A 19,845-nucleotide genomic window follows, 5' to 3' on the forward strand; every position below is an offset into this window, starting at 1 on the left:
GCCCTCGCCTGGGGACGGGGCATCACCGAGCCCGGTACCCCCCCCCAACGAACGACTCAGGTGACCGGGCCCGTCCACTTCTCGCCCGGGCCCTTGCCGATCGGGTCCGGGATGACCGAGGCCTCGCGGAAGGCGAGCTGCAGCGAACGCAGACCGTCGCGCAGCGAGCGGGCGTGCATGTCGCTGATCTCGGGGGCGCCGGCGGTGATGAGCCCGGCGAGGGAGTTGATGAGCTTGCGGGCCTCGTCGAGGTCGAGCTGTTCGGCGGGGTTGTCGGCCAGGCCCGTCTTGACGGCGGCGGCGCTCATCAGGTGGACCGCGGCGGTCGTGATGACCTCGACCGCGGGCACGTCGGCGATGTCGCGGGTGGCGGAGGCGGACGCGCGCTCCTGCTCCTCCCAGCGGGCGAGGCGCTCGTCTTCTGCGCCGTGACGGTGCGGGGCGTGGTCGTCGGCGGGCTGGTCGGAGGGGATCGTGTCCACGTGAATCTCTCTGCTAGACTATGGCGGGCTTCGGAGTGTTTCACTCCGTACGAAAGAGGATCACATCCCACCCGCGCTTGCCGCTCCAGGCTACCGGGTTCCCGCACTCCGCTCCGTGTCGCACGGGGTCGCCAGGGTGCAGAAGCCGGTGCTGACAGCACCGTGCCGGGTGGCGTGTGTACTCCTCTTCGCCCGTGGTCCGATCGGATCGCGGCGGCCACCACCCGCACACAAGAGGAGTTCCGCATCAGCGATCCCCGCACCAACGAGCGCATCCGAGTCCCGGAGGTCCGTCTCGTCGGACCCAACGGCGAGCAGGTCGGCATCGTCCGAATCGAAGCTGCGCTGCGCCTGGCCCAGGAAGCGGACCTCGACCTGGTCGAGGTTGCGCCGAGCTCGAAGCCGCCCGTGGTCAAGATCATGGATTACGGCAAGTTCAAGTACGAGGCCGCTCAGAAGGCCAAAGAGACGCGTCGTAACCAGGCGAACACCGTCCTCAAAGAGGTCCGGTTCCGTCTGAAGATCGAAGCCCACGACTACATCACCAAGCTCAAGCGCGCCGAGGGCTTCCTCCAGGCGGGCGACAAGGTGAAGGCCATGATCCTGTTCCGTGGTCGTGAGCAGTCGCGTCCCGAGCAGGGTGTGCGCCTGCTCCGCAAGTTCGCCGAAGACGTCGCCGAGTTCGGCACCGTCGAGTCGAACCCCACGATCGACGGCCGCAACATGGTGATGGTGGTCGCTCCTCACAAGAACAAGTCCGAGGTCAAGACCGAGCAGAACGCGCAGCGCGCGGCGAACCGCGAGGCGGCACGCAGCGCCGCCCGTGGCGACTCGGCCCCGGAAGAAACGCCCACCTCGGCCCCCGCCGAGTAAAGCTCCCCAGACTCCCGCTCCGCCGGGAACACCAACGAAGGAAGACAGATGCCGAAGCAGAAGACCCACTCGGGTGCCAAGAAGCGCTTCAAGCTCACCGGTAGCGGCAAGCTCATGAAGCAGCAGGCCGGTATGCGCCACAACCTCGAAGGCAAGGCCTCGAAGCGCACCCGTCGCCTGAACCAGGAGCAGGTCCTGGCCAAGGGTGACTCGAAGGTCGCCAAGAAGCTCCTCGGTCTCTGAGCGCCGACGCACGTTAGGAAGAAACAGAAATGGCTAGAGTCAAGCGGGCAGTAAACGCCCACAAGAAGCGTCGCGTCATCCTCGAGCGCGCCTCCGGTTACCGCGGACAGCGTTCGCGTCTGTACCGCAAGGCCAAGGAGCAGGTCACCCACTCCCTGGTCTACGCGTACCGCGACCGCCGCAAGCGCAAGGGCGACTTCCGTCGTCTCTGGATCCAGCGCATCAACGCCGCGTCCCGCCAGAACGGCCTCACGTACAACCGCTTCATCCAGGGTCTCGGCCTCGCGGGCGTCCAGGTCGACCGCCGCATGCTCGCCGAGCTCGCCGTGAACGAGCCGGCCGTGTTCGCCTCGCTCGTGCAGACCGCCAAGGCGGCCCTGCCCAGCGACGTCAACGCTGCGAAGACCGCGTAAGCGCATCTTCTCCCGGAACGGGCGTCCTCTTCGGAGGGCGCCCGTTCCGTCGTTCTCGCGCGGCATCCGGGGTTTCATTCCGTCGCCGTCATACACTCGGATCGTGCTGGAGAACCCCCGTTCGCCGCGGGTACGCGCCGTGGCCAAACTCAGTCGGCGCGCCGCCCGGCAGGAGACCGGTCTGTTCCTGCTCGAGGGCCCGCAGGCCGCCCGCGAGGCGCTCGCCTGGGCCCCCGAGACCGTGCTCGAGGTGTACGCCACGCCGACCGCGATGGAGAAGCACACGGACGTGCGCGACGCCGCCGAGCGTGCGGGCGTCGACCTGCAGTACACGACCGAGGCGGTCCTGGATGCCATGGCCGACACCGTCACCCCCCAGGGCATCGTCGCGGTGGCCCGCCAGGCCCCGACGGCGCTGAAGGACGTCCTGGCCGGCGGTCCGCGCCTCATCGCCATCTGCGAAGAGGTGCGCGACCCGGGCAATCTGGGCACGATCATCCGCGCCGCCGACGCCGCGGGCGCCGACGCCGTGATCCTGACGGGGCGCACGGTCGACCCGTACAACCCCAAGGTGGTGCGTTCCACGACCGGATCGCTGTTCCACGTCCCGGTGGCGGTCGACCTCGACCTGGCCGACGTGGTCGAACGGGTGCACGAGGCCGGTCTGCGCGTGGTCGCCGCCGACGTCGACGGGGCGGACTTCCTGGCATCCCGGGATCTTCTGGCGCAGCCGACGGCGTGGCTGTTCGGCAACGAGGCGCGTGGTCTCGACGAGGCCGCCCTGGCCCACGCCGACCTCGCTCTGCGGCTGCCGATCTACGGCCGGGCCGAGTCGCTGAACCTCGCCACGGCCGCGAGCGTCTGCCTGTACGAGACGGCTTTCGCGCAGCGCGCGCACTGAGGGCGGCTGTTACAGAACGGTTAAGGCCTGCGCGAGAATGTGGTCGCGGGAGGTTCACCCTCATAGGGTGAACACATGGCATCCGTTCCCCCGGCGGGCTCCGAGCCCCTCGTCGTCGTCTCCGACGTGCAGAAGCATTACGGCCAGTTCCAGGCGCTGAAGGACATCGACCTCACTGTCGACCGCGGCGAGGTGGTCGTCGTCATCGGCCCCTCGGGCTCGGGCAAGTCGACCCTGTGCCGCACCATCAACCGCCTCGAGACCATCACGAGCGGTTCGATCACCATCGACGGCAAGGAGCTTCCCAAAGAGGGGAAGGGTCTGGCCGAGCTGCGTGCCGACGTCGGCATGGTGTTCCAGTCGTTCAACCTGTTCGCGCACCTGACGATCCTCGAGAACGTCACGCTGGGCCCGATCAAGGTCCGCAAGATGAAGAAGGCGGATGCCGAGAAAGAGGCGCGGGCGCTCCTGGAGCGCGTGGGCGTGGGCCACCAGGCCGACAAGCTCCCGGCCCAGCTCTCGGGTGGCCAGCAGCAGCGCGTCGCGATCGCCCGCGCGCTGGCGATGAAGCCCAAGGTCATGCTGTTCGACGAGCCCACCTCGGCGCTGGACCCCGAGATGATCAACGAGGTGCTCGACGTGATGGTCGGTCTCGCCAAGGACGGGATGACGATGATCGTCGTCACGCACGAGATGGGCTTCGCCCGCAAGGCGGCCAACCGCGTGGTGTTCATGGCCGACGGCCAGATCGTCGAGCAGGCCGCGCCCGAGGACTTCTTCACCCGTCCCGAATCCGACCGCGCGAAGGACTTCCTCTCGAAGCTCATCACGCACTGATCCTGCTCCGACGGCGCCGAACGAGGAGGTTCTCCGCCGAACGCCCATCCACCGTCCCCCGGTCGATCTCGCGCGCCGTCCCGACGACTCATCCATCCGCACAGCACACGTAACCAAGGAGACATCACATGCGTAAGACACGTTTTCTCGCCGGCGCGAGCATCATCGCCGCCGGCCTGCTGGCCCTGACGGCCTGCAACAGCGGCACCCCCGGCGCCGAGGGCGGCTCCGAGGGCGGCAGCGGCGACGCTCCCGTCTACGGCGCTGTCGCGTCGGACGTGACGATCGAGAACAGCCCCACGTTCGACAAGATCCAGTCGGCGGGCAAGATCGTCGTCGGCGTCAAGGAGGACCAGCCCGGTCTGGGCTACCTCGACCCCGTGACCGGTGAGCGCAAGGGCTTCGACGTCGACACCGCGCGCTGGATCGCGGCATCGCTCGGCTTCGACCCCGCCGACGAGTCCAAGGTCGAGTACAAGGCGATCGCCTCGGCCAACCGCGAGCAGGCGCTCATCAACGGCGACATCGACTACTACGTCGGCACCTACTCGATCACCGACAAGCGCAAGGAGCAGATCTCCTTCGCCGGTCCGTACTTCCTCACCGGTCAGGGCCTGCTGGTCGCCGCCGACGACGACACCATCACCGGCAAGGACGCGCTCACGGCCGAGACCACCGTCTGCTCGGTGACCGGGTCGACCCCGATCCAGCGCATCCGCGAGCAGACTCCCGCCCAGGTCGTCGAGTTCGACACCTACTCGCAGTGCGTCGAGAAGCTGAAGAACGGCGAAGTGGATGCCGTGACCACCGACGAGGCCATCCTGCTCGGCTACGCGGCCCAGGACCCCGACAACCTCAAGATCGCGGGCGAGCCCTTCAGCGAGGAGCGCTACGGCGTCGGCATCGCCAAGGGCGACACCGCCTTCCAGGAGTTCGTGAACACGATGTTCACCGATGGCGGCGACACCTGGCAGGCCATCTTCGAGAAGAACCTCGGCGCCTCGGGCGTCTCCGGCGAGCAGCCGACGGTCGACCCCGTCAGCTGATCCCCGTGCGGGCGGCGCCACGGCGCCGCCCGCACCCTCCCGAGCACGACGCGAAAGAACGGAAAGCTTCCGGTGAATCAGATCTTCGACTACCCCGACCTGTGGGCGCAGGCGCTGTGGGGGACCGTCGTGCTCTTCGTGGGCGGCGGACTCATCGCCCTCGTGCTCGGCTTCATCGTGGCGGCCATGCGGGTCTCGCCCGTGCCGATCGCACGCGGCGTGGGCGCGGTCTACGTCAACTGGATCCGCAACACCCCGCTGACGCTGGTGCTGTTCTTCTTCGCGTTCTGCGTGCCGCTGCTCGTCGACGTGCCGCGCGGCAGCTTCCTGCTCCTGGCCGTGTGCGGCCTCGGCGTCTACACGGCGACCTACGTCGCCGAGACCATCCGCGCGGGCATCAACACCGTGCCGGTGGGCCAGGCCGAAGCGGCGCGCGCCCTCGGCCTCGGTTTCGGTCAGGTGATGTCGCTCATCGTGCTGCCGCAGGCCACGCGTTCCGTCATCCCGCCGATGATGAGCGTCTTCATCGCCCTGCTCAAGAACACCACGGTCGCCGCCGGGTTCTCGGTCGTCAACCTCGGCAACATCCGCGCGACGATGAGCGAGAACGGCGAGAACCAGCTCGTCACGATCCTGCTCGTCATGGTCGTGTTCGTCGTCCTCGTGCTGCTGCTGGCCGCTGTGCAGAACGCCGCCGAGAAGAAGTGGAAGGTCGCCCGATGAGCTCCTCCGTCCTGTACGACGTCCCGGGCCCGCGCGCACGACTGCGCAACCGCATCATCGGCGTGGTCACGCTGCTGCTCGTCGCCGCCGTGATCGGTTTCGTCATCTGGCGCTTCATCGACACCGGCCAGTTCTCCGCGGCGAAGTGGAACGTCTTCACCTACTCCGCCATCTGGGAGCGGTTCGGCGAGGCGACCCTGGCGACGCTCGCGGCCTTCGCCGTCGCCGCGGTCGGGGCCCTCGTCCTCGGCTTCGTGCTCGCCATCGGCCGTATGTCGGACCACCGGTGGGTGCGTTTGCCGGTCGGGTGGATCGTCGAGATCCTGCGCGCCGTCCCCGTGCTCGTCTTCATGCTGCTGCTCTACTACGGCCTGCCGGTCATCGACATCAAGATGTCGTCCTACTGGGCCGTGGTGATCGCGCTGGTGCTCTACAACGGCTCGGTGCTGTCCGAGGTCATCCGCGCCGGCGTCGAGGCCCTGCCGCGCGGTCAGAGCGAGGCGGGCTACGCCGTGGGTCTGCGCAAGTCCGGCGTCATGCGCCTGATCCTGCTGCCCCAGGCGATCCGGGCCATGCTCCCCGTCATCATCGCCCAGCTCGTGGTGACCCTCAAGGACACCGCGCTCGGCTTCATCATCACCTACCCCGAGCTCCTCTACTTCGCTCGCCTGCTCGGCTCGAACGGCGAGTACGGCTCGCCCCTGATCCCCGCCGCGATGATCGCGAGCGTCATCTACGTCGCCATGTGCCTCGCCCTGTCGTTCGCGGCGCACCGCGTCGAGATCCGCCTGCGGAAGTCGCCGAAGGCGGGCGCCGTCGCCCCCGCCGAGCCCGCGGGTCAGACGGGCACGGACACCGAGCTGATCGTCGCCCAGCGCGGTCTCGGCAAGCACGACTCCCACGGACTGTGAGCGACCGACGGGCGGGGCGGTCTCCCCGCCCGTCGGTAGACTCTCATCTCGTGTCCGACGCACCCGAGATCACCCCCGAGGCCGTCGCCTCCGCGGTCGATGAGGCTCTTGCCGCCATCGCCGCCGCCGCGACCACGGCCGACCTGAAAGCCGCCCGCTCCGCGCACACGGGAGACCAGTCGTCCCTCGCGCGCCTGAACGCCCAGATGCGCCATGTCGCCCCCGAGCAGAAGGCCGCCTTCGGCAAGCTCGTCGGCCAGGCGCGCGGCCAGGTGAATCAGGCGCTCGCCGCCCGTGAAGCCGAGCTCGCCGAGGCCGAGACCGCCGCCCAGCTCGAGGCCGAGCGCATCGACGTCACCGCGCTCCCGCAGCGCGCCCGCGTCGGGGCTCGGCATCCCATCTCCCTCCTGCAGGAGCAGGTGTCCGACATCTTCGTCGGCATGGGATGGGAGATCGCCGAGGGGCCCGAGCTCGAGCACGAGTGGTTCAACTTCGACGCGCTGAACTTCGACGTCGACCACCCCGCGCGGCAGATGCAGGACACCTTCTTCGTCGACCCGGTCGCGCGGCACCTGGTGCTGCGCACCCACACCAGCCCCGTGCAGGTGCGCTCGATGCTCGAGCGCGACCTGCCGATCTACGTGCTGTGCCCGGGCCGTGTCTACCGCACCGACGAGTTCGACGCGACGCACCTGCCGGTGTTCACGCAGTTCGAGGGCCTCGTCGTCGACAAGGGCATCACGATGGCCCACCTCAAGGGCACCCTCGACCACGCCGCGCGCGTGCTGTTCGGGCCCGAGGCCAAGACGCGCTTCCGCGCCAACTTCTTCCCCTTCACCGAGCCGAGCGCCGAGCTCGACCTGTGGCATCCCACCTTCAAGGGCGGGGCGCGATGGATCGAGTGGGGCGGCTGCGGCATGGTGAACCCCAACGTCCTGCGGGCCGCCGGCATCGACCCCGAGGAGTACTCGGGCTTCGCGTTCGGCATGGGCATCGAGCGCACGCTCATGTTCCGCAGCGACGTGCAAGACATGCGCGACATGGCCGAGGGCGATGTCCGCTTCAGCGAGCAGTTCGGAATGGTGGTCTGATGCGCGTCCCGCTCTCCTGGTTGCGCGAGTACGTCGACGTGCCCACCGAGGCCACGCCCGAGGACGTCCTCGCCGCGCTCGTGTCCGTCGGCTTCGAAGAAGAAGACGTGCACCGCTTCGAACTGACCGGCCCGATCGTGGTCGGACAGGTCGTGGAGTTCACGCCCGAGCCGCAGTCCAATGGCAAGACGATCCGGTGGTGCCAGGTCGACGTGGGGGCCGAGCACGGCGGAGTCCGCGGCATCGTGTGCGGTGCCGGCAACTTCTTCGCCGGCGACAAGGTCGTGGTGACCCTGCCCGGCGCCGTGCTGCCCGGCCCCTTCCCGATCGCGGCCCGCAAGACCTACGGCCACGTGTCCGACGGCATGATCGCCTCGGCGAAGGAGCTGGGTCTCGGCAGCGAGCACTCCGGCATCCTGCGCCTGGTCGAACTCGGCATCGACGCTCCCGTGGGAACGGATGCCATCGCCCTTCTCGGCCTCGACGACATCGCCGTCGAGATCAACGTCACGCCCGACCGCGGCTACGCGCTGTCGCTGCGCGGCGTCGCGCGCGAGTACTCCCACGCCACCGGGGCGGCGTTCCGCGACCCGGGGACCGGGCACGACGAGGCGGCTTCGCGCACGCCCTCGGGGTTCTCGATCGCCGTCGACGACCGCGCCCCGATCCGCGGGCGCGCGGGAGCCAGTGAGTTCGTCGCGCGCATCGTGCGCGACGTCGACCCCTCGCGTCCGACCCCGCCGTGGATGATCACGCGACTCTCGCTCGCGGGCATCCGCTCGCTCGGCGTGCTGATCGACATCACCAACTACGTGATGCTCGAGCTCGGCCAGCCGATCCACGGGTACGACCTCGACCGCCTGCAGGGCGGCATCACCGTCCGTCGCGCCGAGCAGGGCGAGAAGCTCGAGACCCTCGACGGGCAGGTTCGCACCCTGAATGCCGAGGACCTGCTGATCACCGACGAGTCGGGGCCCATCGGTCTGGCCGGCGTCATGGGCGGCGGTCCCACCGAGATGAGCGACGCCACCCGCAACGTCCTGATCGAGGCGGCGACCTTCGATCAGGTCTCGATCGCCCGGACGGCGCGGCGCCACAAGCTGCCCTCCGAGGCGTCGCGGCGCTTCGAGCGCGGTGTCGACCCCCTCGTGCCCTTCGTGGCGGCGGAGCGCGTCGCCTCGCTGATGGTCGAGCTCGCCGGCGGCACGCTCGACACCGAGCTCGGCGGGTCGCTGTCGGCGGAGTACCGTCGCGAAGCGATCACCCTGCCCGCGGGGTTCGTTTCGGGCCTGATCGGCGTGGACTACACCGACGACGAGACCGTCTCGGCTCTCGAGCTGATCGGGTGCGCGGTCGAACAGCGCGACGGCGGCTGGTCCGTCACCGCGCCCTCGTGGCGCCACGACCTCACCGACAAGTGGACGCTGGCCGAAGAGGTCGCCCGCATCGAGGGCTACGACCGCATCCCCTCGGTGCTGCCCACCCCGCCGTCGGGCCGCGGCTTGACCTCGGCGCAGCAGGGCCGCCGCCGGGTCGCGAACGCCCTGGCCTCCGCCGGCTTCGTCGAGACGCCCTCGTTCCCGTTCACGACCGAGGAGCAGAACGCGCTGCACGGCTCGCCCTCGGGTGAGAAGCTGCCCAGCGTCAAACTGGCCAACCCTCTCGACGGCCTGTCGCCCTACTTGCGTCGCTCGCTCGTCCCGGCCCTGCTGCAAGTGGCGCACCGCAACGTGTCGCGCGGCATCGTCGATCTCGCCCTCTTCGAGACGGGGACCGTCTTCCTGCCGAAGCCCGGTGTGCAGTACGGCACGCCGTCGGTGCCGCCGCTCGCGGTGCGCCCCGATGCCGCGACCCTGACGGCCCTCGATGCGTCGATCCCGCCCCAGCGCCGCCACGTGGCGATCCTGCTGACCGGTCACTCCGTCGCCAAGCAGCCCGGGCAGGCGGCGCTCGCCGCCGATCTCGCGGATGCCGTCGACGCCGTGCGCGTGCTGACCGCCGCCGCGGGGCTCGACATCGAACTGGTCCAGGCCCAGCGTGCCGCGCTGCACCCGGGTCGCACGGCGCGCGTCGTCGCCTCGGGACACGACATCGGCTACGTGGGAGAGGTACTGCCGGCGGTGTCGGCCGCGGCGGACCTGCCCGCTCGCGTCCTCGTGGCCGAGCTCGACCTCGACGCGATGCTCGAGCTGGCGCAGTCGCGCGTGGTCGCGGCATCCCTGTCCGGATTCCCCGTCGCGACGCAGGACGTCTCGCTCACCGTCCCGGCCGGGATCGCCGCCGGCGAGGTACGCCGGGCGCTCGTCGAGGGCGGGGCGCCCCTGCTCGAGGGGGCGCGACTCGTCGATGACTACCGCGGGCCGGGACTCGCGGAGGGCACGAAGAGCCTCACGTTCGCGCTGCGCTTCCGCGCACCCGACCGCACGCTGACCGCCGCGGAGGCGACCGAGGCCAAGCTCGCCGGGGTCGCCGTGGCGGCAGAGCGTTTCGGGGCCGCGATCCGCGACTGATCCCGCTGCCGAAGAGCGCCGTACAGCCGATGCTGCACGGCGCTCTTCGCGTGTCGGCGAGCGGGCGGGTCGGACCGGCGGAGTGCGACCGGCGACCGCCGAGCCGCGGACAGAGGTCTGCCCTCATCGCCGGTAAGGGGGGCAGTCGGAAGTGCCCGGCGATGAGGGCAGGTTCCTCAGCATACGCGATTCTTGTCCCCCAAATGGGGGACACGGGCGGACACGCCGTCGCGGCACCCGCGAGGCGATCCGCCGTGCGGGATTTGCTCCATCGTCGACACGGCCGATACCCTCGCGTCATGTCGTCGATCACCGTGCGCGCCGAGGAGCTCTTCGTGAGCACCGGTGCTGCGCGTCGACGTCGGGTCGAGCGCCGATTCTCGGCGACCTCGTAACCCGCCATCGGTCGGGCATACGGGCGTCGCCGCCCCGCTCCACGCTGCGTGCAGCACCAGCCCCGACTCGTAAGGTAGATGTATGACCCTCTCGGTCGCCGTTTCCGGCGCTTCCGGCTACGCGGGCGGCGAGATCCTCCGCCTCCTCGCCGACCATCCCGACGTCGAGATCCGCACGGTCACCGCGCACTCCAGCGCGGGACAGCGGCTCCTCGCCCACCAGCCGCACCTGCGTTCGCTCGCGCATCTCGAACTGCAGCCGACGACTCCCGAGGTGTTGGCGGGTCACGACATCGTCTTCCTCGCCCTGCCGCACGGTCAGTCCGCCCAGTACACCGACGCGCTCGCCGACACCGCTCTGGTGATCGACGCCGGCGCCGACCACCGCCTCACGTCCGCCGAGGACTGGGCCGCGTTCTACGGCGGAGCGCACGCCGAGCCGTGGGCGTACGGCGTTCCGGAACTGCCGATCGCGGGGGGAAAGCAGCGCGACAACCTGCGCGGGGCGCGCCGCATCGCCGCCCCCGGGTGCAACGCGTCGACGGTCGCGCTCTCGCTCGCTCCGGGCGTGGCGGCGGGGGTCATCGACCCGGGCGACATCGTCTCGGTGCTCGCGGTCGGCCCCAGCGGCGCCGGCAAAGCGGCCAAGACCAACCTGCTGGCCAGCGAGATCCTCGGCACCGCCAACCCTTATGCCGTCGGCGGTACGCATCGGCACATCCCCGAGATCCGCCAGGCGCTGGCCGCAGCGGGCGCGCCGGGTGACGGCATCCGCATCTCGTTCACTCCCGTGCTCGTGCCGATGGCTCGGGGGATCCTCGCCACCTCGACGGCGCCGATCGTCGGCGACGCGACGGATGCCGAGATCCGGGCCGCCTGGGTCGAGGCGTACGCCGACGAGCCCTTCGTCGAGCTGCTGCCCGAGAGCGTCTTCCCCCGTGTCGCCGACGTGCTGGGCGCCAACGTCGCCTCGATCGGGGTCGCCGTGGATCGCGCGGCGAACCGCGTGACGGTCGTCGCCGCCGTCGACAACCTCGTCAAGGGCACCGCCGGTGCCGCCGTGCAGTCCATGAATATCGCGCTGGGCCTCGCCGAGACCACCGCCCTTCCTTTGAACGGAGTCGCTCCGTGAGCGTGACCACCCCCGCAGGTTTCGAGGCGGCCGGTGTCGCCGTCGGTCTGAAGTCCACCGGCGCGCGCGACGTGGCCGTGGTGGTCAACCGCGGCCCGCTCAAGGTCGGCGCCGCGGTGTTCACCTCGAACCGGGCCAAGGCCAACCCGATCCTGTGGTCGGAGCAGGTCGTGAAGGACGGCGTCGTCGAGGCGGTCGTGCTCAACTCGGGCGGGGCCAACTGCTTCACCGGCAGCTTCGGCTTCCAGACCACCCACCAGACCGCCGAGCGCGCCGCCGAGCTGCTGGGTGTCGGCGCGGGCGACGTGGTCGTCTGCTCCACGGGCCTGATCGGAACGGGCGACGAGGTCTTCCGCGCCAAGGTGCTCGACGGCGTCGACAAGGGCGTCGCCGTCCTGTCGACCGAGGGCGGAGAAGACGCCTCACTCGCCATCATGACGACGGACTCGCGTCCCAAGCGCGCCACGCACGCCGGCGCGGGCTGGAGCATCGGCGGCATGGCCAAGGGTGCGGGCATGCTCGCACCGGGCCTCGCGACCATGCTCGTGGTGCTCACCACCGACGTCGTCCTCGACGCCGGCGAAGCGGATGCCGCCCTGCGCGCGGCCACGCGCACGAGCTTCGACCGCCTGGACTCCGACGGCTGCATGTCGACCAACGACCAGGTGACCCTGATGGTCAGCGGGGCCAGTGGCATCCGGGTGGATGCCGACGAGTTCGCGACCGCTCTCGCCGGCGTCTGCGACGACTTGGCCGCCCAGCTGCAGGGCGACGCCGAGGGGGCGAGCCACGACATCACCATCCGCGTGACCAACGCGGCGACCGAGGACGAGGCCGTCGAGGTGGGACGCTCGGTCGCGCGGAACAACCTCTTCAAGGCCGCGATCTTCGGCAACGACCCGAACTGGGGCCGCGTGCTGGCCGCGATCGGTACGACCGACGCCGCCTTCGACCCCTACGACGTGGACGTGTGGATGAACGGCGTGCGTGTGTGCACCGCCGGCGGCCCCGACCGCCCCCGCGAGGACGTCGACCTCACGCCCCGCGCGACCGACCTCGTCATCGACCTGCGCGTCGGCGAGGCTACCGCGACGATCCGCACCAACGACCTCACGCACGATTACGTCCACGAGAACAGCGCCTACTCCTCATGACCCACGTCGATCTGCAAGACACCGATCCCGCCGCGGCCAGCGAACGGGCGGTCACGCTCGTCGAGTCCCTGCCCTGGGTGCGCAAGTACCGCGACCAGGTGGTGGTGGTGAAGTACGGCGGCAACGCGATGGTCAGCGACGAGCTGCAGGACGCCTTCGCGGCCGACATCGCCTACCTGCGCTACGTCGGCGTGAAGCCGGTCGTGGTTCACGGCGGGGGCCCCCAGATCTCGTCGATGCTGAACCGCCTCGACATCCCGAGCGAGTTCCGCGGAGGCTACCGCGTCACCTCGACCGAGGCGATCGGCGTCGTGCGCATGGTGCTCACCGGCCAGATCAACCCGCAGCTGGTCGCCAAGGTCAACGCGCACGGGCCCCTGGCCACGGGCCTGAGCGGCGAGGACGCCGGTCTGTTCGGCGGCCGCCGTCGCGGCGTCGTCGTCGACGGCGTCGAGCACGACCTGGGCCGGGTCGGCGACGTCGTCACCGTCGACCCGCAGCCGGTGCTCGACCATCTCGCGGCCGGACGTGTGCCGATCGTGTCCAGCATCGCCCCCGACCTCGACCACCCGGGGGCGTCGTTGAACGTCAACGCGGATGCCGCCGCCGCCGCCCTCGCGGTGGCACTGAACGCCAAGAAGCTCGTCGTGCTGACCGACGTCCCGGGCCTGTACGCCGACTGGCCCAACCGGGACTCGCTCGTGTCGCACCTGACCTCGACGGAGTTGCGCCAGATGGTGCCCTCGCTGGAATCGGGCATGATCCCGAAGATGCAGGCGTGCCTCGACGCGGTCGACGGGGGCGTGCCGACGGCGGCCATCATCGACGGACGGGTGCCGCACTCGGTGCTCGTGGAGCTGTTCACCAGCAAGGGAATCGGAACGGAGGTGGTCGCGTGAACGCGGACACGACTCAGGAACCCGTGGCGACGCGCGCCGCATGGCAGGACGACGCCGGACGCGACCTCGTCCGCAGCTTCGGAGACCGCATGGCGCTGTTCGTCCGCGGCGAGGGTGCGTACGTCTGGGACGGCGACGACAAGAAGTACCTCGACTTCCTCGCCGGCATCGCGGTGAACGCCCTCGGGCACGCCCACCCGGTCTTCGTCGAGGCCATCACGGCGCAGGCCGCGACCCTGGCGCACGTCTCGAACTACTTCGCGACGCCGCCCCAGCTGGCGATGGCCGCGCGCCTCAAGCGCCTCGCCGGCACCGGCGAGTCCGGCCGCGTCTACTTCGGCAACTCGGGAGCCGAGGCCAACGAGGCCGCCCTCAAGCTCGCGCGCCTGCACGGCCGCGGAACCGACCGCACGCGCATCCTGACCCTCAAGGGCGGCTTCCACGGCCGCACCATGGGCGCCCTCGCCCTGACCGGCAAGCCCGCCCTGCAGGCGGACTTCCTGCCGATGGTGCCGGGCGTCGAGCACATCGACGCGACCGTCGAGGCCCTCGAGGCCGCGATGGACGAGCGCGTCGCCGCCCTCATGGTCGAGCCCATCCAGGGCGAGGCCGGCGTGGTCGAGCTGCCCGAGGGGTACCTCGCCGCGGCGCGCGAGATCACCGCGCGTCACGGCGCCCTGCTGATCGTCGACGAGATCCAGACCGGTGCGGGTCGGACGGGTGCCTGGTTCGGATTCCAGCACGCCGGTATCGTTCCCGACGCGATCACGGTCGCCAAGGGCATCGGCGGCGGCTTCCCGATCGGCGCGCTCATTACCTTCGGCGCGGCGAGCGAGCTGTTCTTCCCCGGCACCCACGGCTCGACCTTCGGCGGCAACGCCCTCGGAACCGCCGTCGGCGGAGCCGTCCTGGCCGAGATCGAGTCCGCCGGACTCGTCGCGAACGCCGCCCTGCGCGAGACGCAGCTGCGCGAGGGGATCGCGGCGCTCGGCTCGCCGCTGATCGGCGGCGTGCGCGGCAAGGGGCTGCTGCTCGGCATCGCGCTGACCAGCCCCGTCGCCAAGGCCGTCGTCGCCGCCGCGCAGGAGCACGGTCTGATCGTCAACGCCGCCAACGACGACACCATCCGCATCGCCCCGCCGCTGACGATCGGGGATGCCGAGGTCGCGGAGTTCCTGCGCCTGTTCGGCGCCGCGCTCGCCACCGTCTCGGACGCCCTCATCCTCGAAGGAGCTCCCGCGTGACCCGCCACCTGCTGCGCGACGACGACCTGAGCCCGGCCGAGCAGGCCGAGATCCTCGACCTCGCGATCGAGCTGAAGAAGGACCGTTGGGCGCAGAAGCCGCTCGCAGGCCCGCAGACGGTCGCCGTCATCTTCGACAAGTCCTCGACGCGCACGCGCGTGTCGTTCGCGGTGGGCATCGCCGACCTGGGCGGTTCGCCGCTCATCATCTCGACGGCGAACAGCCAGCTGGGCGGCAAAGAGACCCCGTCCGACACGGCTCGCGTGCTCGAGCGCCAGGTGGCGGCCATCGTCTGGCGCACCTACGCGCAGGCCGGGCTCGAAGAGATGGCGCGCGGCACGCGTGTTCCGGTGGTCAACGCCCTCAGTGACGATTTCCACCCGTGCCAGCTGCTCGCCGACCTGCTGACGATCCGCGAGCACAAGGGCGAGCTGAAGGGCCTGACCCTGTCGTTCTTCGGCGACGGCCAGAGCAACATGGCGCACTCCTACGTCCTGGCGGGGGTCACCGCGGGCATGCACGTGCGCGTCGCCGCGCCCGACGCCTACGCGCCCCGCGCCGATGTGATCGCGGATGCCGAGCGCATCGCCGCCGCGACCGGTGGCTCGGTGACCCTGGTCGCCGACCCCGAGGCCGCGGCATCCGGAGCCGACGTCGTCGTCACCGACACGTGGGTGTCGATGGGCAAAGAAGAAGAGAAGATCGCGCGCATCCGCGACCTGGGCGGCTTCAAGGTCACCACCGCGCTCATGCAGCGCGCGGCGGCGGACGCGATCTTCATCCACTGCCTTCCCGCCGACCGCGGGTACGAGGTCGACGCCGAGGTGATCGACGGCCCGCAGAGCGTCGTGTGGGACGAGGCCGAGAACCGCCTCCACGCGCAGAAGGCGCTGCTGGTGTGGCTCCTGCGTCAGGACTGACCGCCCGACTCGGCCGCTCCTGGACCCGCTTCGACGGGCCGGGGCGGCTGGTCGGCGTGGACCTGGCGCGCGGGCTCGCCGTCATCGGCATGCTCGCGGCGCACCTGCTCGACACCGAGCGGGTGCTCACGCCCGACCCCGAGACGTGGATCACGGTGGTCAACGGGCGCTCCTCGATCCTCTTCGCCACCCTGGCGGGTGTCTCCATCGCGCTCGTGACGGGCGGTCCGCGACCCCTCGATCCCGCCCGGCGGCCCCGCGCGGCCGCGCGTCTGGCGATGCGCGGGGCGCTGCTGTGGGTCATCGGTCTGCTGCTGGTGCTCACGGGGGTGCCGGTGTACGTCATCCTTCCCGCCTATGCTCTGCTGTTCGTGCTCGCCCTGCCTTTCCTCGGCATGGGGGCGCGTGGGCTGTTCCTGACCGCGGGGGCGCTCGCCCTGGTCATGCCCTGGCTCCAGCCGGTGCTGGATGCCGCGCCGATCTGGTCCGGTCTCGGCGGCGACGAGCTGGCGGCCCTGGTGGGCTGGAACTATCCCTTCACGGTGTGGATCGCCTTCCTGCTCGCGGGCATGGGTGTCGGGCGCCTCGATCTGCTGCGCGCGCCCGAGCAGGCGCTGCTCGTCCTCGGCGGCGTCTCGCTGATGCTGGCGGGGTACGGTTTCGCGCTCGCCACCGCGCCCCTCGTGTCCGGAGGGGGCTACCTCGCCGCCGTGCTGACGGCCGAGGACCATTCCTCGGGCCTGTGGGAGGTCATCGGCTCGGGCGGTTTCGCGATCGCCGCGATCGGGCTGTGCCTGCTGCTGTGCCGCACGCCGCTGCGCTGGCTCGCGATCCCGCTGCGGGCCGTGGGCTCGATGCCGCTGACGGCGTACGTGCTGCAGCTGGTGGTGTGGGCGGTCGTCGCGCTCGCCGTGCTCGGCGACACCTCCGACCTGTACGGCGTCCGCGAGCTGGGATTGTTCGGTCCCCTCACCCTGGGGCTGATCGTCGGCTGCACGGTCTGGGCCCTCACGATCGGTCGGGGTCCGCTCGAGGCCGTCGTCGACGCGGTGGTGCGTGCCGTCGTCGGACCGGATGCCGTCACCCGCACGGGCGGCCCGGGACCGGCCTCTGCGGGTCCCGTGGCATCCGGCGACGTCGGCGGCCCTCGCTAGGCTGGACGCATGAGCGAAGAGACCGGTCCGTCGACGAACGAGGGCGCCCTGTGGGGAGCCCGTTTCTCGGGCGGCCCCTCTGCCGAGCTGGCGGCGCTGAGCCGTTCGACCCACTTCGACTGGGACCTCGCGCTCTACGACATCCAGGGTTCGCACGCCCACGCCGCGGCCCTCGAGGCGGCCGGCTACCTGACCGCCGACGAGGCCGCGACCATGCACGCCGGCCTCGACGAGGTCGCCGCGCGCGTGCAGGACGGTTCGCTCGTCGCCGCGCCGAGCGACGAGGACGTCCACGGCGCCCTCGAGCGCGTGCTCATCGAGACGGTGGGCCCCGCCGTGGGCGGCAAGCTGCGCGCCGGCCGCAGCCGCAACGATCAGATCGCCACCCTCGTGCGGCTGTACCTGCTCGATCACTCCCGCACCCTCACCCGCGAGCTGCTGCGTCTGATCGACGCGCTCGTCGCGCAGGCCGAGGCTCACGAGACGGCGATCATGCCGGGTCGTACGCACCTGCAGCACGCCCAGCCCGTGCTGCTGGCGCACCACCTGCAGGCCTACGGGTGGGCCTTCACGCGGGGGATCGAGCGCCTGCGCGACTGGACGGCGCGCGCCTCGGTCTCGCCCTACGGCGGCGGTGCGCTCGCCGGGGCCACGCTCGGCCTCGACCCCCAGCTCGTGGCCGACCGTCTGGGGCTCGCCCGCCCCTCCGAGAACTCCCTCGACGGCACCGCGTCGCGCGACGTCGTCGCCGAGTTCGCCTTCATCACGGCGATGATCGGCGTCGACCTGTCGCGGTTGTCCGAGGACGTCATCCTCTGGAACACCCGCGAGTTCGGCTTCGTCACGCTCGACGACTCCTTCTCGACCGGGTCGAGCATCATGCCGCAGAAGAAGAACCCCGACATCGCCGAGCTCGCGCGCGGCAAGGCCGGGCGTCTCATCGGCAACCTCTCGGGCCTGCTCGCCACCCTCAAGGGGCTGCCGCTGGCGTACAACCGCGATCTGCAAGAAGACAAAGAGCCCGTCTTCGACTCGGTCCGCACGCTCGAGCTCGTGCTGCCGGCGTTCTCGGGCATGATCGCGACCCTGCGATTCCACACCGACCGCATGGCCGAGCTCGCCCCCCAGGGGTTCTCGCTCGCGACCGACGTCGCCGAGTGGCTCGTGCGTCAGGGCGTGGCGTTCCGCGATGCGCACGAGATCTCCGGCGCGCTGGTGCGCGCCTGCGAGCACCGAGAGATCGGTCTCGAAGACGCCGACGATGAGCTGTTGGCATCCGTGTCGCCGTCGCTGACGCCGCAGGTGCGCGAGGTCCTCACGATCGAGGGGAGCGTCGCCAGCCGTACGGGCGCGGGCGGAACGGCTCCGGTGCGCGTGGCCGAGCAGCGTGCGCAGCTCGTCGAGCGCGCGCAGGCCGCGGCGCGCCCGATTCTTCCGTGAATATCAGTAATTCGCTTATCAACCTGCGTCGATAAGTATTACGCTGATCGCATGACCGTCGCCGTGATCGCCGACATCGTCGCCTCGCGGCAACTCACCGACCGCGCGGGCGCGCAGAGAACGATCGCCGACGTCATCGCCGAGGTCGACCGCGTCCTTCCCGTGGCGTCCGCGCCCCTCGCCCCGGTGGCGGGGGACGAGCTGCAGGGCGAATACGACACCCTCCCGCGGGCGCTGGCCTCGCTCCTGCTCATCCGCCTCGCATTGCCCGACGGCATCGACTGCCGTTTCGGCGTCGGCGTCGGCGCGGTGCGTCCCATCGACCTCGACGGACGTATCGTGCCCGAGGGACCGGCGTGGTGGGCCGCGCGCGCGGCCATCGAGCACGTCGAACGCCTGCAACAGCGCGCCGCGCCGCTCGCGCGCACGTGGATCGAGCTCGCCGAGGGAGAGGATGCCGCCATGTCCGACACGATCGCCCTGGCCGGCGCCTACGCCCTCGCCCGCGACCACGCGGTCTCGGCGATGAGCGAACGCAGTCGGCGGCTCACCTACGGGCGCTGCATCGGTCGATCGCAGCGCGAACTCGCCGAGGCCGAGGGCATCAGCCAGTCCGCCGTGTCACAGGCGCTTGCGGCGGCCGGATCGGCCACCCTGGTCGAGGGCTTCGCCGTGCTGACCGCGGGGGAGCGCGCATGATCGCCGCCGGATTGCTGCTGCTCGCCGTCGGCGCCGTCGACCTGCTGCGCCAGATGATCCGTGCGGGGCGCGCGATCGCCTTCGCCGTGGCCGCGGTCGCTCTCGTCGCGGTGTCGGCCGGACTGGACGCGGTGGTCGCCGGCATCCTCGCCGTCGCCGTCGCCGCCATCTGGACCTGGGTCGTGCCCGAGACGGGCCCCGCCCGCGCCGGGCTGTGGCCGGTCGCCCTGCTCGCGCTCGCCGCGGCGGCGTGCGTCGTGGTCGCCCCCGGTCGATCGCGACCGGGGCTGATCGGCGAGGCCTGGGCGAGCTACCGGCCGGGTGAGTCGGTATCGATCGACGTCGCCGTCCTGGTCGTCGGCTGCCTGGTGTTCCTGCTCGAGTCCGGGAACGCCGTGGTGCGCATCGCCCTGCGCTCCGAGATGGGCGACCGGGCGACCGGCGAGGGGGACCGCGCGACCGGCGAGGCCGCACCGCCCACCCTCAAGGGCGGTCGCCTGATCGGCCCGCTCGAGCGCATCCTCGTGTTCGTGCTCACCCTGACCGGCGCGTACACGCTGCTTGCGGCGGTGCTCGCGGCCAAGGGGATCGTCCGCTTCCCCGAGATCTCGCGCGACCGCGACGACGGCGATCGCGCCGAGTACTTCCTGATCGGCAGCCTCGTCAGCTGGGTCACGTCTCTCGCGGCGGCCTTCCTGGTGTGGTGGGGCGTGCACGCCGGGTGAGCGGACCGGGCGGGGCACGGCATCCGGAGCCCTTCTGCCCCGCTGATACCCTG

Annotated in this window: 20 protein-coding genes; 19 read left to right on the forward strand and 1 reads right to left on the reverse strand. The window is 70.8% G+C overall.

The features are described 5' to 3' along the window. Positions 1-56 precede the first annotated feature (56 nt). Complete coding sequence (locus DBR36_RS04510) at positions 57-482, reverse strand: DUF1844 domain-containing protein (RefSeq protein WP_375136055.1); 426 nt, start codon at positions 480-482, stop codon at positions 57-59. A gap of 207 nt (positions 483-689) precedes the next feature. Here DBR36_RS04510 and infC point away from each other — a divergent pair, with 207 nt between their 5' ends. The 19 genes from infC (at position 690) to DBR36_RS04605 (ending at position 19,792) form a co-directional block, all read left to right on the forward strand. After that, positions 690-1,355: a translation initiation factor IF-3 gene (gene infC, locus DBR36_RS04515; RefSeq protein WP_108317775.1), complete on the forward strand. Its 666-nt coding sequence runs from the start codon at positions 690-692 to the stop codon at positions 1,353-1,355. A gap of 48 nt (positions 1,356-1,403) precedes the next feature. Beyond that, on the forward strand, positions 1,404-1,598 hold the full coding sequence (gene rpmI / locus DBR36_RS04520) for a 50S ribosomal protein L35 (RefSeq protein ID WP_013583375.1): 195 nt from the start codon (positions 1,404-1,406) through the stop codon (positions 1,596-1,598). Between the two features lie 29 nt (positions 1,599-1,627). Then, a complete protein-coding gene (rplT, locus tag DBR36_RS04525; RefSeq protein ID WP_108317752.1) occupies positions 1,628-2,011 on the forward strand; it encodes a 50S ribosomal protein L20 in 384 nt (127 codons plus the stop codon). Positions 2,012-2,114: 103 nt separating this feature from the next. Continuing rightward, complete coding sequence (locus tag DBR36_RS04530; RefSeq protein ID WP_108317753.1) at positions 2,115-2,912, forward strand: RNA methyltransferase; 798 nt, start codon at positions 2,115-2,117, stop codon at positions 2,910-2,912. A 75-nt stretch (positions 2,913-2,987) separates the two neighbouring features. Then, positions 2,988-3,749 carry an amino acid ABC transporter ATP-binding protein gene (locus tag DBR36_RS04535; protein ID WP_108317754.1) on the forward strand — a complete coding sequence of 254 codons (762 nt, stop codon included), beginning with the start codon at positions 2,988-2,990 and terminating at the stop codon, positions 3,747-3,749. A 128-nt stretch (positions 3,750-3,877) separates the two neighbouring features. Then, a complete protein-coding gene (locus DBR36_RS04540) occupies positions 3,878-4,795 on the forward strand; it encodes a glutamate ABC transporter substrate-binding protein (protein WP_108317755.1) in 918 nt (305 codons plus the stop codon). 72 nt (positions 4,796-4,867) lie between these two features. Continuing rightward, the gene (locus tag DBR36_RS04545) at positions 4,868-5,518 is read left to right on the forward strand and encodes an amino acid ABC transporter permease (protein ID WP_108317756.1); all 651 of its coding nucleotides are present in this window, start codon (positions 4,868-4,870) and stop codon (positions 5,516-5,518) included. After that, positions 5,515-6,429, forward strand: coding sequence for an amino acid ABC transporter permease (locus DBR36_RS04550; protein WP_108317757.1), 915 nt, complete (start codon positions 5,515-5,517; stop codon positions 6,427-6,429). Before DBR36_RS04545 ends, DBR36_RS04550 begins: the two co-directional genes overlap by 4 nt. A gap of 50 nt (positions 6,430-6,479) precedes the next feature. Beyond that, entirely contained in the window at positions 6,480-7,520 is a 1,041-nt protein-coding gene (gene pheS, locus DBR36_RS04555; RefSeq protein ID WP_108317758.1) for a phenylalanine--tRNA ligase subunit alpha, read from the forward strand. Next, entirely contained in the window at positions 7,520-10,030 is a 2,511-nt protein-coding gene (gene pheT, locus DBR36_RS04560) for a phenylalanine--tRNA ligase subunit beta (protein ID WP_108317759.1), read from the forward strand. The genes pheS and pheT overlap by 1 nt, the downstream gene beginning before the upstream one ends. A 477-nt stretch (positions 10,031-10,507) precedes the next feature. Beyond that, positions 10,508-11,557 carry an N-acetyl-gamma-glutamyl-phosphate reductase gene (gene argC, locus DBR36_RS04565; RefSeq protein ID WP_108317760.1) on the forward strand — a complete coding sequence of 350 codons (1,050 nt, stop codon included), beginning with the start codon at positions 10,508-10,510 and terminating at the stop codon, positions 11,555-11,557. Continuing rightward, complete coding sequence (gene argJ / locus DBR36_RS04570) at positions 11,554-12,711, forward strand: bifunctional glutamate N-acetyltransferase/amino-acid acetyltransferase ArgJ (protein ID WP_108317761.1); 1,158 nt, start codon at positions 11,554-11,556, stop codon at positions 12,709-12,711. Before argC ends, argJ begins: the two co-directional genes overlap by 4 nt. Further along, positions 12,708-13,610 carry an acetylglutamate kinase gene (gene argB / locus DBR36_RS04575; protein ID WP_108317762.1) on the forward strand — a complete coding sequence of 301 codons (903 nt, stop codon included), beginning with the start codon at positions 12,708-12,710 and terminating at the stop codon, positions 13,608-13,610. Before argJ ends, argB begins: the two co-directional genes overlap by 4 nt. After that, positions 13,607-14,854 (forward strand): acetylornithine transaminase, encoded by a 1,248-nt coding sequence (locus tag DBR36_RS04580; protein WP_258222563.1) that lies wholly within the window; start codon positions 13,607-13,609, stop codon positions 14,852-14,854. The genes argB and DBR36_RS04580 overlap by 4 nt, the downstream gene beginning before the upstream one ends. After that, a complete protein-coding gene (gene argF, locus DBR36_RS04585) occupies positions 14,851-15,774 on the forward strand; it encodes an ornithine carbamoyltransferase (protein WP_108317763.1) in 924 nt (307 codons plus the stop codon). Before DBR36_RS04580 ends, argF begins: the two co-directional genes overlap by 4 nt. Continuing rightward, positions 15,753-16,928 (forward strand): heparan-alpha-glucosaminide N-acetyltransferase domain-containing protein, encoded by a 1,176-nt coding sequence (locus DBR36_RS04590; RefSeq protein WP_108317764.1) that lies wholly within the window; start codon positions 15,753-15,755, stop codon positions 16,926-16,928. The genes argF and DBR36_RS04590 overlap by 22 nt, the downstream gene beginning before the upstream one ends. Before the next feature lie 9 nt (positions 16,929-16,937). After that, a complete protein-coding gene (gene argH, locus DBR36_RS04595; RefSeq protein ID WP_108317765.1) occupies positions 16,938-18,368 on the forward strand; it encodes an argininosuccinate lyase in 1,431 nt (476 codons plus the stop codon). Between the two features lie 51 nt (positions 18,369-18,419). Then, positions 18,420-19,067 (forward strand): SatD family protein, encoded by a 648-nt coding sequence (locus tag DBR36_RS04600; protein WP_108317766.1) that lies wholly within the window; start codon positions 18,420-18,422, stop codon positions 19,065-19,067. Then, entirely contained in the window at positions 19,064-19,792 is a 729-nt protein-coding gene (locus DBR36_RS04605; RefSeq protein ID WP_108317767.1) for a hypothetical protein, read from the forward strand. Before DBR36_RS04600 ends, DBR36_RS04605 begins: the two co-directional genes overlap by 4 nt. Positions 19,793-19,845 lie beyond the last annotated feature (53 nt).

Source organism: Microbacterium sp. HMWF026 (assembly GCF_003061325.1).
GTDB lineage: Bacteria > Actinomycetota > Actinomycetes > Actinomycetales > Microbacteriaceae > Microbacterium > Microbacterium testaceum_E.